The following is a 13,381-nucleotide window of genomic DNA, read 5'->3' on the forward strand; positions in this document are numbered from 1 at the left end:
CCGCCCGGCAGCCCCGTCAGCGCCACCGCGCCCGTCGTCCCGGCCGTCGCACAAGGCATCCCTCGTCGAGCCGCACCGTACGGACCTGGCGAGCGGGGTCGAGGACGGCAAGGACTGGGAGGTCTCCATCGACGTGTGGGACGCGCCACGCACCAAGGCGGACGCGGAGGCCCAGTTGGCGGTGATGGGCGACTACCGGGGTGATTGGCCCGCGTCGGTGCGGACGGCCACCGACCTGGTGGGCAAGACGACGTACTTCGTGCACCGCGTCTACCAGGGCGACGACTCGGTGGTCATCGAGAACTCGGTGCCCGAGGGGTCCGCCACGGTGAGCACGCGGACCGGTTCCACAGCGATGGGACTGACGCCTTCCGGCAAGGCGCTGCGTCTGGTCGTCGGTCAGGTCGGCAAGAGTGCCGAGGAGGTCACCTGCTTCTGGAAGGACGGGACGAGCACGGTCCTGCACCGGGTCTCGGGACGCGCCGACAACGGCGACCTCAAGCAGGGCATCCGCACGGTGGAGGGCTCCCAGGACCGCTGGTTCGCGTGCCTGGCACCGAAGGGGACGGCCTACCGGGACGCGCGGGTGACGGGACTGGCGCAGTGACGGCTGCCGGGCCGGGCGGTCGCCGGGCGGTGACGGCTCACAGCCAGCCCTGCTGACGGGCCTCACGCATCGCCTCCATGCGGTTGCGGGTGCCCGTCTTGCCGATGGCCGAGGACAGGTAGTTGCGGACCGTGGACTCGGACAGATGCAGCTTGGCGGCGATGTCGGCGACCGTCGCGCCGTCCACGGACGCCTTCAGTACGTCGCACTCGCGGGCGGTCAGCGGATTCGGCCCGGCGCTGAGCGCGGCCGCGGCGAGCGCGGGGTCGATCACGGTCTCGCCGGTCAGCACCCGGCGGATCGCGGCCGCCAACTCCTCGACGGGACCGTCCTTGACGAGGAAGCCGGCGGCTCCGGCCTCCATGGCGCGGCGCAGATAGCCGGGGCGTCCGAAGGTGGTGAGTATCAGCACCCGACAGTCCGGTACCTGCTCGCGCAGGTCGGCCGCCGCGTCCAGGCCGCTGCGGACGGGCAGTTCGATGTCCAGCAGGGCCACGTCCGGACGGTGGGTCAGAGCCGCGTCCAGGATCGCGTCGCCGGAGGCCACCTGGGCGACGACGGTCATGTCCGGCTCCATGCCGAGCAGTAAGGCGAGCGCGCCCCGCATCATCCCCTGGTCCTCGGCGAGCAGGACCCGCACGTTCTTCGCCGGGCGACGGTCCCGGGGCATCTCGTCCACGGGGCAAGGGTAGGGCGCGGGCGGGCCGAGGGCGGGCCGAGTGCGGGTCGGAATAGGTTCCGTGTGGAGCGAGAACGTGAGGAACCCTTGATGGAATGTCCGAATGATCCCGTTTTCAGTAAGGAGTGGCCGTGTCCCAGTCCCGGCACACCTATCAGGTTCTGCCCACCAGAAGGACGCAGGGGACCGATGTGCCCTGGCCGCACGACGTGCACATCGCGCTTCCTCCGTCGTACGAGGACGGTGACCGCGCCTACCCCGTCCTCTGGGTGACGGACGCGTCCCTCACCTTCCCGCTCGTCGTCGGCCTGCTGAACTGGCTCCACACCGTGGGGGAGGTCGCCGAACTCGTCGTGATCGGCGTCGGGGCTCCCGACGAGAGCGATCCGGCGGAGTTCGGCGCACGCCGGACCCACGACTTCTACGCCAGGCCGAGATGGGTCAACGCCGGGCTCGGCGGCGCGCGCATGGAGGCACTGGCCGGCGAAACGCCGACGCGTGGTGGCGGCGCCGACGCGATGCTGTCGTTCCTGGTCGACGAGTTGCGCCCGCGGGTGGCGACCGAGTTCCGGTGCGACGACGATCACGGCCTCGTGGGGTTCTCCGGTGGCGGACACTTCGTCGGCTACGCCCTGTTCTCCCGGCCTACGGCCTTCGGCCGCTATCTGGCCGCCAGCCCAGCCCTCAGTGGGTGTGAGGACCTGCTGTTCACACTGGAGGCCGAGTACGCCACGACCCACGACGACCTGGCGGCGAAGCTGTTCCTCGGCGCGGGCGAGGCGGAGCTCACCGACCCCTTCGTGGCCGCCGCCGACATCCTCGGCTCGATGACCCGCATGGCACAGCTGCTGCGCCTGCGCGACTACCCGTCGCTGGAGGTCACCTCCCGCCTGTATCCCAGACAGACCCACGGCTCGGCGTTGTCGTACACACTGAACGAGGGTCTGCGCACGCTGTACCCCACCACCACCCCGGGCGACGGATGAGGCAGACGCGAGCGGGGATGGTCAGCGCGCCCTGGGCGCCGTGGCCGGCTCGAGGTCCAGCAAGCCGCCGGTCTCCACCGGGAGTTCGGCCGTGACCGTGAAGCCGCCGCGCGGCGCGGGACCGGCGGTCAGTGAGCCGCCGGCCGCCGCGAGGCGTTCGGTGAGCCCCTTCAGACCGGTGCCGCCGACGCCGACGCCGGCCGCGGGCGGCACGGCGGGCTCGCCGTCGCCATCGCCGTTGTCGGAGACGGTGAGCCGGACGTGCTCGGCCGAGGCGACCACGCCGATCTCGCAGCGCGTCGCACCGGAGTGCCGTACGACATTGGTGACCGCCTCGCGCACCACCCAGCCCAGCAGGGCCTCGCTCTGCGGGGCCAGGGGGGCGCCGGAGCGAGTGACCACCGGTTCGATGCCGGCCGCGGTCAGCACCGAGCGGGCCCGGTCCAGTTCGGTGCCGAGACTGCCCTCGCGGTAGCCGGTCACGGCCTCGCGGATCTCGGTGAGCGCCTGCCGGCCCACGGACTCGATGTCGGTGATCTGCCCGAGCGCCGCGTCCAGGTCGCGCGGGGCCAGGCGGCGGGCGGCCTCCGACTTCACCACGATCACGGACATGGTGTGGCCGAGCAGGTCGTGCAGGTCCCGGGAGAAGCGCAGGCGTTCCTTCTCGACGGCCTGGTGGGCCAACTCCTCGCGGGCGGCGCGCAGTTCGCGCACCGCTTCGGAGAGGGAGAGGATCGCGGCCGTCACCATGGTCGAGATCCAGGTCGCGTAGGCGATGTTGAGGCCGGACCAGCCGCCGCGGAGGGCGGAGACCACACCGGCGAGCACGGCGACGGCCGTGCCGGCCCAGCGCAGGTGCTCGCCCCGCAGCGCGGCGCCCGTCGCCAGGCCCAGCAAGGGGAAGAACAGCAGCCAGTTGCCGCCGTAGCCGCCGGCGAGGCCGCAGGTGATCGCGGCTATCAGGGCCAGCGCCACCCGGGTGGAGGCCGCCTGGCGCTTCTCCTTCACGAAGGAGCGGGCGGCGACGTAGATGTAGAGGGAGTTGAAGGCGAGCAGTCCCAGGCCGCCGACCCACGGGTTGGGGGTCTTGCCCTGGAAGAGGTTGGAGAACGCGCCCAGCCCCATCAGCAGCCAGGGAAGCAGGGAGAAGGCGGTCGGCGGCGGGCCCGGGTTCTCGGGCACCTCGGCGCCGGTGCGGCGTGCCTCCTTCCGCGCGGCCTTGAAGGCCTGCATGTCCGCCCGCCACCGCGCTCGCGCGGCCCGCCACTCGCGAAGCCGGCAGGTGGCCCCTCGCGTCCAGTACATCTGTCGCTCCCCCATTCAGACGGTCCGACCGGACCGCCGGTACGACAGCACAGCGTATGAACCGAACGCCAGCAACCAGGCGCACAGCACCGCGACCGCGCCGAGCGCCGGTGCGTGGCCGGCCGCGATGGAGGTGCCGAGTTCGGCGAAGCGGTAAGTGGGGGTGTAGGAGGAGACGGTGCGCAGCCAGTCCGGGAACAGGGCGACCGGGAACCACAGTCCGCCGAGGACGGCGAGGCCCATGTTGCAGGCCATGTTGGTGACGCCGGTGGTCTGGCCGGTGAGCCGGTAGCCGTTGCCCAGGCCCAGCAGGGTGAACGGCACCGAGCCCAGCCACAGCAGCACCGCGATCGCCGCCCACTGCCATACGGCCAGCCGAACGCCGTTGAGCAGCCCGCCCGCCGCGAGCACCGCCACGATCGCGGGTATGACGGTCACCGAGCCGGTCAGGGTCCTGCCGATGACGACCTGGCGCGGAGTCATCGGCGTCACCCTGAGCTGTCGCAGCCATCCGATCGCCCGGTCCTCGGCGACGCCGCCGCCGGTGTTGAGCGCACAGCCGACGGCCCCGTACCCGGCCATCCCGACCATCGCCCCGGTCTTCCAGGTGCCGTCGGCCGCCCCGAGGTTGGTGAACAGCAGGTACATCAGCACCGGCATCGCGATCCCGCCGATGACGAAACCGACGTCCCGCAGGGTGCGGCGCACTTCGAGCTTGAGGTAGTCGAACATCACGCTGCCTCCGTGACCGATTCCGTAACCGATTCTGTGACTGATTCCGTGACCGGTTCCGTGACCGGATCCGTGATCGATTCCTTGACCGATTCTGTGACCGGATCCTTGACCGATTCCGTGAACGACGAGGTGAGGGCCAGAAACGCCTCGTCCAGGGACGCCGGGGCGACTTCCAGGCCGCGTATGGCGCCCATCGCCGCGAGGGCGACGACCGTCGCGTCCGGGTCGTCGGTGCGCAGCCGGGCCCGGTCGCCGCGGATCTCCAGGGACCGCACGCCCGGCAGCCGCTCCAGGCCGTCCGAGGGGCGGCCGGCGAGGTCGAAGGCGACCAGGCCGCCGCCGACCGAGCGCTTGAGCTGCTCGCCGGTGCCGTCGGCGATGATCCGCCCGCGGTCGATGACGAGGATGCGGTCCGCGTAGGCGTCGGCCTCCTGGAGGTGGTGGGTGGAGAACAGGACGGTGTGGCCGCGGCGCGCATAGCCGCGCATCGACGTCCAGAACGCCTGCCGCGCCTCGACGTCCAGCGCGGACGTCGGTTCGTCCAGCACGAGCAGTGCCGGGCTCCCGGCGAGGGCGAGCGCGAACCGCACCCGCTGGACCTGCCCGCCGGAGAGCCGGTCCACCCGGCGCCCCGCCAGTTCCGCGATCCCGGCCAGCTCCAGCGCCCGCGCGGCCGGCATCGGCGCCGGATAGCGCCCGGCGACGAAGGTGACCAGCTCCCGCACGGTGACCCGGGGCACCGCCCGCGCCTCCTGCAGCATCGCGCCCACCCGACCGTCCCGCACCGCCCGCTCCGGGTCCGCGCCGAACAGCCGCACGGTCCCCTCGTCCGGTTCGATCAGCCCGAGCAGCAGCGAGATCGCCGTCGACTTCCCGGCCCCGTTGCGCCCGAGCAGCGCGACCGTCTCACCGGGCGCGACGGCGAGGTCGAGGCCGTCGACGGCCCGTACCGTGCCGTAGTTCTTGACCGCCCCCGTGAAGGACACGGCCGCTTCGGCGTCCGATGTCATCCCTGTGTCCGATGTCATCCCCACGACTGTCATGCCTACGACGCTACGAACCCCGGCGCTCGCCCGGCAGATGCGCTTGTACGGACCCGGGCAGTACAAATGTCCCGAACCCCGTCACCTGACACAGTGTCAGGAGCCTTCACAATGGCGGTGCGCTGGGCTATACAAGGGGCGCCGGACTGGAACGCGTTCTAGATCGGCACCCGCAGCGACCTCGGTGCGGCCGACGGTGCGGACGGCCGCACCGGGGTCTTCAGTCGCCACCTTCAGGAGCCCCATGCCCATCGACGCAGCCAAGGCCCTCGCCGCCGAACCCCGGACCGGCGAGCTGACCTGGACCACCAAGGACGTCCAGCTCTACCACCTCGGCATCGGCGCCGGCATCCCCGCCACCGACCCCGACGAGCTGCGCTACACCCTGGAGTCCCGGCTGCACGTGCTGCCCAGTTTCGCCACCGTCGCCGGCTCCGGATCACCGGGCGTGATCAGCGGACTGTCGATGCCGGGCATCGACGTCGACCTCGCCAAGGTGCTGCACGGCGGCCAGTCCCTCACCCTGCACCGCCCCATCCCGGCCCAGGGCACCGCCACCGCCACGGGCCGTATCGCCGCCGTGTACGACAAGGGCAAGGCGGCCGTCCTGGTCATGCGCACCGAAGTCGCCGACTCAGCCGGCCCGTTGTGGACCAATGACGCCCAGATCTTCGTACGGGGCGAGGGCGGCTGGGGCGGCGACCGCGGCCCCTCCACCCCCCTCGACGAACCCACCGGCGAACCCGACCGAATCGTCGAACGCCCGATCCGCGAGGACCAGGCCCTGCTCTACCGCCTCTCCGGCGACTGGAACCCGCTGCACGCCGACCCCGAGTTCGCCAAGCTCGCCGGGTTCGAGAAGCCCATCCTGCACGGGCTGTGCACCTACGGCATGACGCTGAAGGCGGTCGTCGACACCCTGCTGGGCGGGGACGTCGGCCGGGTGCGCTCGTACACGACCCGCTTCGCCGGCGTGGTCTACCCCGGCGAGACCCTGCGCGTCCGCATGTGGCACACGGCGGAGTCCACCAGGGTCGCCGTCAGCGCCGTCGAGCGGGGCGACGCGCCCGTCCTCGCCGACACCGTCGTCGAACACTCCTGAATCCCAGCTGACTTGAGGGGAGCCGCACCATGCGAGCAGCCGTACTGAACGAGATCGGCCAGGACAAGCTGGAGGTCCTCGAGGACGTCGAGCCGACGGGCTTCGGGCCCGGCAGGGTGCGGATCCGGATACGCGCCACGGGCCTGTGCCACTCGGACCTGTCCGCGATGAACGGGGTGCTGCCGCAGCCGGCGCCGTTCGTGCCCGGGCACGAGGGCGCGGGCGAGGTCCTGGAGGTGGGGGAGGGCGTCACCCGCGTCAAGCCCGGCGACCGGGTCGTCGTCTGCTGGCTGCCGGCCTGCGGCGCCTGTCCGGCCTGCAAACGCGGCCAGACCGAACTGTGCCTGGCCGGATTCATGAACGCCGGAACCCCCAACTTCAAGCGCCCCGGCGGCGACGTCTTCGGCTTCGCGGGCACCGGCACCTTCGCCGAGGAGGTCGTCGTCGACGCCGGCTGCGCGGTACCGATCCCCGACGACGTGCCCTTCGACATCGCCGCGCTGATCGGCTGCGGAGTCACCACGGGGCTCGGAGCTGCCCTCAACACGGCCGACGTGGAGGCCGGTTCGTCGGTCGCCGTCATCGGCTGCGGAGGCGTCGGCATCTCCGCGATCCAGGGGGCGCGGCTGAAGGGCGCCGCCGAGATCGTCGCCGTCGACCCGGTCGCCGCGCGCCGCGAGTCGGCGCTCAAGTTCGGCGCCACCAAGGCCGTTTCCCCTGACGAACTGCCCACCGCCAAGCAGGAGGTCACGGGCAGCGAGGGCTTCGACTACGTCTTCGAGGTCGTCGGCAAGTCGGCCACCGCCCGCACCGCCTACGAGAACACCCGGCGCGGCGGCACCCTCGTGGTCGTCGGCGCGGGCGCCATGGACGACTTCCTCCAGCTCAACATGTTCGAGCTGTTCTTCGACGAGAAGCGCATCCTGCCGTCCATGTACGGCGGCGGCGACGTCCTGCGCTCCTACGAACGCACCATCGCCCTGTGGCGGGCCGGCCGCGTCGACCTGGAGGGTCTGATCACCCACCGGGTACCGCTGAGCGAGATCAACGAGGCGCTGGACCAGATGCGTTCGGGGACCGCGCTGCGTACGTGCATCGAGATCTGACGCCTACGGGCCTAGGTGCCTACGTGCCTACGTGCCTACGTGCCTACGTGAAGGGTGCTCATGTCACTGCCACTTGAGGGACTGTCCGCCGTCGTCACCGGGGCGGGTCGCGGCCTGGGCCGGGCCGAGGCGCTGGAGCTCGCCCGGCTCGGAGCGGCCGTCGTAGTCAACGACTTCGGCCAGCCGGGCCGGGACGGCACGGGAGAGGCCTCCGGGGCCCCCGCCGAGGAGGTCGCCACCGAGATCCGCGCGACGGGCGGGCGTGCCGTGGCGCACACCGGCGACGTGGCCGACTTCCAACAGGCCCGGGAACTGGTCGAGTTGGCGGTCGCGGAGTTCGGGAAGCTGGACGTCCTGGTCAACAACGCGGGCATCCTGCGCGACCGGATGGTGTTCTCCATGACCGAGGGGGAGTGGGACTCGGTGATCCGGGTCCACCTCAAGGGCCACTTCAACACGACCCACTTCGCCGCCGCCCACTGGCGCGAACGCTCGAAGGCGACGGGCGCCCCGGTCTACGGCCGTATCGTGAACACGTCCTCGGAGGCCTTCCTCGCGGGCTCAGCGGGCCAGCCCAACTACGCGGCGGCGAAGGGCGGAATCGTCGGGCTGACGACCTCGACGGCCCTCGCGCTCGCCAAGTACGGGGTCACCGCCAACGCCATCTGCCCCCGCGCCCGTACCCGGATGACCGAGGACGTCTTCGCCGGCTTCCAGGAACCCGACGACGGCATCGACCCGCTCTCGCCCGAGCATGTCGCCCCGCTCGTCGGCTACTTGGCCTCGCCCGCCGCCTCCCGCGTCAACGGACAGCTCCTCGTCGTGCACGGCGGCATGGTGGCGATCGTCGACCGGCCGCGGGTGCGGGCCAAGTTCGACAGCAAGCAGGACACGTTCACGTACGACGAGCTGGACGCGGTCCTCACCCCGCACTACGCGGAACGCCCGGAGGGGGAGACGTTCGGGGCGGTGGAGGTGCTGGGGCTGAAACGCACGTAGCCAGAAGGGGCAAGACTAGAAGGGGCAAGACTAGAAGGGGCAAGGGGAAGGGCCCGCACATCGGCACTGATGTGCGGGCCCTCCGTCTGTTCTCTGCTCTCAGGCAGCCGTCCCCGTGTCCTCGGACTGCTTGCGGTGACGACCCTGAGGGGCCGTGTCACCGTCCTGGACCGAGACCGGACCCCGGTGACGACCGTGACCGGCGTCCTCCTGGGCCTCGGCGGACAGCGGCTGCATCGTGCTGGTGTCGCTCATCGGAAGGTTTCACCCCGTAACAACATGATCTTTCTAACAGCCCGGCGAGTGTAACCAGCACACCTCGGGCCGAATCCAGGCGCCACGGCCCATCGGCACTACTTCGTTACAAGACGTCCCAGCGGAGCCTCACGCAACGGCACCGGACGCGCCACGACCGGCTCCGGAGGCTCGGCTTCCACGGGCCGCACGTCCTCCGTCGCGACGGAACTCCCGTCCCTCACTGGGGTGTCTGGGCTCCCGCCGACCGGGTCCTGCGAGGCCGCCGTGCCCGACACCGGATCCTGCGACGGCCCGATCGACAGCACTGGATTCTCCGAGGGCACGGTCACCCCCGCCACCCCACACGGCACCTCGGCCGTGGCATACGGCAGTTGAAGCACCCCGTCCGGCGTCCACAGCCCCGTCCCCGTCAACCACCCCTCGGGTGCCGGGAGATGGTGCACCTGCCGTCGGTCCGGCCGCCACAGTGCCACCCAGGTGCCCATCGGCCCGTCGACCCGGAGCGCCACCGCACAGCTCTCCGGGACCAGCACCCGCCCCGGCTGGATCGCGAACGGCGTCACCGCGCAGTCCGGCACCCGCAGACACTCCGGGAACCGCACCGGCAGCGTGCTGCCCAACACCCCCCACCCCAGCCGCTCCTCGCCCGGCGACGGCGCGTCCGAGCGGATCAGCAGCAGCCCGCTGTCCGGGTCGGCCAGCAGCAGCCGGTCGTCGCTGCCGTCGGCGATCTGCAGGAACGGCGACACCTCGCCGCCCCGCTCCAGATCCACCACGATCGTCTTGGTCCGCCCCCCGACCTCCCGGTCCAGGGCCAGCATCCGCCCCGCGTGGTCCAGCCACGCCCCGCCCGAGCAGCGCCCCGGGACCTCCGTCACCCGCTCGGGACCGAAGACCCCACCCGCCACCAGCCACAGCGTGCTGGACCGCCGGCCCACCGCGAGGGCGTACGCCTTCTCGCCCCCCGGTGCCGGCGGCAGCAGCCCCAGCCGGGTGTCCTCGTCCGGGCACTCGACCGCGCCGATCAGCACCTCACCGGTGCCGGGGCCGGTCGGATACAGCAGCGAGAAGACGTGCCGCCCCTCCGTCACCCGCCGGATGAGCACCCGCCCGTCGCCCATCGGCTGTACCTCGGTGCCGGGCTCCTCGGGCTGGTTGCCGGGCAGCGGCACGGCGTACGGCTCCGGGCCGTCCAGCGTCCAGCGCTCCGGGAACCAGCAGTCGCCGTTCAGCGCGAGGCGGGCGGCGTAGGCGCCGTCAGCGGTGATGGTGCAGGCCGCCCGGGGAGCCTCGCCCCCGGGGGCGGCCTCGGGCTCGATCGCACAGGCCGTCATCGTCTGGTCACCTCCGGCCACGAAGCTAGTTTTCGTACGCACGGACGTGGGACCACCAGGCTCACGCTTCACACATAAGGATGGCAGCGGAACGATTCGCCTGAGGGAAAGGGGGCGATTGTGCTGAAGGGGACCATAGGAGTCGATCGGGGAGCCCATCGGGGAGCCGATCGGGAAGCAGCGGGGCGACGAGACCCGTACTCCCGGGCCGCACTCCGACCACGGGCTTCGGTTCAGCGCCACAGATCAGGCAGGTAGCCTTTTGTCCGTGCCCCGTCTGTCTGAAGTCATCGCCGCCCTGGACAACCTGTGGCCCGCCGAGCGGGCCGAGTCCTGGGACGCGGTCGGCACGGTCGTCGGCGACCCCGACCAGGAGGTCACGCGGGTCCTGTTCGCCGTGGACCCCGTCCAGGAGATCGTCGACGAGGCGGTGAAGCTGGACGCCGACCTGCTGGTCACCCACCACCCGCTCTACCTGCGCGGTACGACGTCGGTGGCGGCCACGCACTTCAAGGGCCGGGTCGTGCACACCCTCATCAAGAACGACATCGCGCTGCACGTGGCCCACACCAACGCGGACACCGCCGACCCGGGTGTCTCGGACGCCCTCGCCGGCGCCCTGGACCTGCGGGTCGTACGCCCCCTCGTCCCGGACCCGACCGACCCCGAGGGCCGCCGCGGCCTGGGCCGCATCTGCGAACTGGACCACCCCCTCACCCTCGCCGACTTCGCCGCACGGGCCGCCGAACGCCTGCCCGCCACCGCGCAGGGCATCCGTGTCGCCGGCGACACCCGGGCGACGATCCGCACGGTCGCCGTCAGCGGCGGCTCCGGCGACAGCCTCTTCGACCAGGTCCGCGCGGCCGGCGTCGACGCCTTCCTCACCTCCGACCTGCGTCACCACCCGGCCTCCGAGGCCGTCCTCCACAGCCCCCTCGCGCTGCTCGACGCGGCGCACTGGGCCACCGAGTGGCCCTGGTGCGAGCTGGCCGCAGCCCAGCTCGACGAGATCTCCGACAGCCACGGCTGGGACCTGCGCGTCCACGTCTCCAAGACGGTCACCGACCCCTGGACCAGCCACTCCCCTTCACCTGGAGCCCCCAACTGAACGCCGCGCCCGCCGACCAGATCCGACTCCTCGACGTCCAGGCACTCGACGTCCGCCTGCAGCAGCTCGCGCACCGGCGCAGGTCCCTGCCCGAGCACGCCGAGATCGAGTCGCTGACCAAGGACCTCACCCAGCTGCGCGACCTGCTCGTGGCCGCGCAGACCGAGGAGAGCGACACCGCCCGCGAGCAGACCAAGGCCGAGCAGGACGTGGACCAGGTGCGCCAGCGTGCCGCCCGCGACCAGCAGCGCCTGGACTCCGGCGCCGTGACCTCCCCCAAGGACCTGGAGAACCTCCAGCGCGAGATCGCCTCCCTCGCCAAGCGGCAGGGCGACCTCGAGGACGTCGTCCTGGAGGTCATGGAGCGCATCGAGTCCGTGCAGGAGCGGGTGCGCGAGCTGACCGGGCGGGTCTCCTCCGTCCAGTCGAAGATCGACGACGCGACCGCCCGCCGGGACGCGGCCTTCGAGGAGATCGACGGCGAGGTCGCAACGGTGACCAAGGAGCGCGAGGTCATCTCCGCCACCATCCCCGCCGACCTGCTCAAGCTCTACGACAAGCTGCGCGAGCAGCAGGGCGGTATCGGCGCGGCCAAGCTCTACCAGCGCACCTGCCAGGGCTGCCGCCAGGAGCTGGCCATCACCGACATCAACGAGATCCGCGCGGCGGCCCCCGACACGGTGGTCCGCTGCGAGAACTGCCGCCGCATCCTGGTGCGCACGGCCGAGTCCGGTCTGTAAGGGGCGGGCGTGGTGCGGGAGTTCATCGTCGAGGCCGACGGCGGGTCGAGGGGCAACCCCGGGCCCGCGGGCTACGGATCGGTCGTCCTCGACGCGGCGACGGGGGAGCCCCTGGTCGAGGCGGCCGAGTACATCGGCATCGCCACGAACAACGTCGCCGAGTACCGGGGGCTGCTGGCGGGCCTGCGGGCGGCGTACGAACTCGATCCGGCTGCCACGGTCCACGTCCGCATGGACTCCAAGCTGGTCATCGAGCAGATGTCGGGCCGCTGGAAGATCAAGCACCCCGACATGAAGCCGCTGGCCGCCGAGGCGTCCCGCATCTTCCCGCCGCACCAGGTGACGTACGAGTGGATCCCGCGCGAGCAGAACAAGCACGCGGACCGCTTGGCGAACGAGGCGATGGACGCGGGGAAGCGGGGGGAGCAGTGGTCGGCGGCGAGGTCGACGGCGGCACTGGAAAGCGGGGCGTCCCGGCCGGCTGCGGCTGCTTCCGACTCCGCCGCCGCCCCTTCCTCTCCCGCTGACGCCGATGTGCGGGCGGCCACGGCTGTCGCCAGCCCTGGCTGGGCTCCCGCCGACATGGGGGCGCCCGCGACCTTCGTACTCCTTCGCCACGGGGAGACGCCCCTGACCCCGCAGAAGCGGTTCTCGGGTTCCGGCGGCACCAACCCCTCCCTCTCCGACGTCGGGCGGGAGCAGGCCGAGCGGGCAGGTGCCTCGCTGGCCCGGCGCGGGACCATCCAGGCGATCGTCGCGTCCCCCCTCGCCCGCACCCGCGAGACCGCCGGCATCGTCGCCCGGCACCTCGGCCTGGAGGTGAGCGTCGAGGACGAGATCAGGGAGACGGACTTCGGTGCCTGGGAGGGCCTGACCTTCGCCGAGGTCCGCGAACGCTACCCCGACGACCTGACCCGTTGGCTGTCCGACCCGACCGTCGAACCCTCCGGCGGTGGCGAGAGCTTCGCGGCGACGGCGACCCGTATCGCGGCGGCGAGGGACAAACTCGTCGCGGCCTACGCGGGCCGCACGGTCCTGCTCGTCTCCCACGTCACGCCGATCAAGACCTTCGTCCAACTGGCCCTGGGCGCCCCGCCGGAGGCCCTGTTCCGCATGGAACTCTCGGCCGCCTCAGTGTCCGCGGTGGCGTACTACGCCGACGGCAACGCGAGCGTACGGCTGTTCAACGACACGTCTCACCTGCGCTGATCACGTGCGCTGACCGAGGCCCGCCGCCTTTCGGGCAAGTGCCTCGACCCGTCCCCAGTCCCGCGCGGCCACGGCGTCCGGCGGAAGCATCCAAGTCCCGCCGACACAGCCGACGTTGGGCAACGCCAGGTAGTCAGACGCATTCCCGGCCCCGATCCCACCCGTCGGAC

14 protein-coding genes and 1 pseudogene are annotated in these 13,381 nt (G+C 71.7%); 8 read left to right on the forward strand and 7 right to left on the reverse strand.

What is annotated here, in order from left to right; all coding sequences use genetic code 11:
• Nucleotides 1-607 (forward strand): hypothetical protein (locus GRC12_RS32945; RefSeq protein ID WP_208783303.1); only part of this gene is annotated, 607 nt, incomplete at its 5' end.
• Between the two features lie 37 nt (nt 608-644).
• Here the strand turns inward: GRC12_RS32945 and GRC12_RS32950 are convergent.
• Complete coding sequence (locus tag GRC12_RS32950) at nt 645-1,277, reverse strand: response regulator transcription factor (protein ID WP_208783316.1); 633 nt, start codon at nt 1,275-1,277, stop codon at nt 645-647.
• 140 nt (nt 1,278-1,417) lie between these two features.
• Here GRC12_RS32950 and GRC12_RS32955 point away from each other — a divergent pair, with 140 nt between their 5' ends.
• Entirely contained in the window at nt 1,418-2,272 is an 855-nt protein-coding gene (locus tag GRC12_RS32955) for an alpha/beta hydrolase (RefSeq protein ID WP_208783304.1), read from the forward strand.
• A gap of 21 nt (nt 2,273-2,293) precedes the next feature.
• Here the strand turns inward: GRC12_RS32955 and GRC12_RS32960 are convergent, their stop codons facing one another.
• The 3 genes from GRC12_RS32960 to GRC12_RS32970 are packed head-to-tail and all read right to left on the reverse strand — an operon-like array spanning nt 2,294 to nt 5,340.
• On the reverse strand, nt 2,294-3,577 hold the full coding sequence (locus GRC12_RS32960; RefSeq protein WP_208783305.1) for a sensor histidine kinase: 1,284 nt from the start codon (nt 3,575-3,577) through the stop codon (nt 2,294-2,296).
• 15 nt (nt 3,578-3,592) lie between these two features.
• Nucleotides 3,593-4,309, reverse strand: a complete 717-nt coding sequence (locus GRC12_RS32965; RefSeq protein WP_208783318.1) for an ABC transporter permease — start codon at nt 4,307-4,309, stop codon at nt 3,593-3,595.
• Nucleotides 4,309-5,340, reverse strand: coding sequence for an ABC transporter ATP-binding protein (locus GRC12_RS32970; protein ID WP_244374142.1), 1,032 nt, complete (start codon nt 5,338-5,340; stop codon nt 4,309-4,311). Before GRC12_RS32970 ends, GRC12_RS32965 begins: the two co-directional genes overlap by 1 nt.
• Nucleotides 5,341-5,599: 259 nt before the next feature.
• Between GRC12_RS32970 and GRC12_RS32975 the strand changes: the two genes are divergently transcribed.
• From GRC12_RS32975 to GRC12_RS32985, 3 genes are read left to right on the forward strand one after another with little or no spacing between them, the layout of a single operon-like run.
• On the forward strand, nt 5,600-6,457 hold the full coding sequence (locus GRC12_RS32975) for a MaoC/PaaZ C-terminal domain-containing protein (RefSeq protein WP_208783306.1): 858 nt from the start codon (nt 5,600-5,602) through the stop codon (nt 6,455-6,457).
• A 29-nt stretch (nt 6,458-6,486) separates the two neighbouring features.
• Nucleotides 6,487-7,563, forward strand: a complete 1,077-nt coding sequence (locus GRC12_RS32980; protein WP_208783308.1) for a Zn-dependent alcohol dehydrogenase — start codon at nt 6,487-6,489, stop codon at nt 7,561-7,563.
• A 60-nt stretch (nt 7,564-7,623) separates the two neighbouring features.
• Nucleotides 7,624-8,562, forward strand: a complete 939-nt coding sequence (locus tag GRC12_RS32985) for a 3-oxoacyl-ACP reductase (RefSeq protein ID WP_208783309.1) — start codon at nt 7,624-7,626, stop codon at nt 8,560-8,562.
• A 99-nt stretch (nt 8,563-8,661) separates the two neighbouring features.
• Here the strand turns inward: GRC12_RS32985 and GRC12_RS32990 are convergent, their stop codons facing one another.
• Together GRC12_RS32990 and GRC12_RS32995 are read right to left on the reverse strand one after the other, a co-directional pair.
• Nucleotides 8,662-8,817 (reverse strand): hypothetical protein, encoded by a 156-nt coding sequence (locus GRC12_RS32990; protein WP_208783310.1) that lies wholly within the window; start codon nt 8,815-8,817, stop codon nt 8,662-8,664.
• 98 nt (nt 8,818-8,915) lie between these two features.
• Entirely contained in the window at nt 8,916-10,154 is a 1,239-nt protein-coding gene (locus GRC12_RS32995) for a hypothetical protein (RefSeq protein ID WP_208783322.1), read from the reverse strand.
• 268 nt (nt 10,155-10,422) lie between these two features.
• Here GRC12_RS32995 and GRC12_RS33000 point away from each other — a divergent pair, with 268 nt between their 5' ends.
• The 3 genes from GRC12_RS33000 to GRC12_RS33010 are packed head-to-tail and all read left to right on the forward strand — an operon-like array spanning nt 10,423 to nt 13,211.
• Entirely contained in the window at nt 10,423-11,262 is an 840-nt protein-coding gene (locus tag GRC12_RS33000) for a Nif3-like dinuclear metal center hexameric protein (protein WP_208783314.1), read from the forward strand.
• Nucleotides 11,259-12,002 carry a zinc ribbon domain-containing protein gene (locus GRC12_RS33005; RefSeq protein WP_208783324.1) on the forward strand — a complete coding sequence of 248 codons (744 nt, stop codon included), beginning with the start codon at nt 11,259-11,261 and terminating at the stop codon, nt 12,000-12,002. The genes GRC12_RS33000 and GRC12_RS33005 overlap by 4 nt, the downstream gene beginning before the upstream one ends.
• A gap of 12 nt (nt 12,003-12,014) precedes the next feature.
• Complete coding sequence (locus GRC12_RS33010) at nt 12,015-13,211, forward strand: bifunctional RNase H/acid phosphatase (protein WP_208783326.1); 1,197 nt, start codon at nt 12,015-12,017, stop codon at nt 13,209-13,211.
• On the opposite strand, the pseudogene GRC12_RS33015 reads toward GRC12_RS33010, so the two are convergent.
• Nucleotides 13,212-13,381, reverse strand: a pseudogene (locus tag GRC12_RS33015) (keto-deoxy-phosphogluconate aldolase); the annotation flags it as partial.

Origin of the sequence: Streptomyces griseorubiginosus (assembly GCF_017614965.1) — a bacterium.
GTDB lineage: Bacteria > Actinomycetota > Actinomycetes > Streptomycetales > Streptomycetaceae > Streptomyces > Streptomyces griseorubiginosus_B.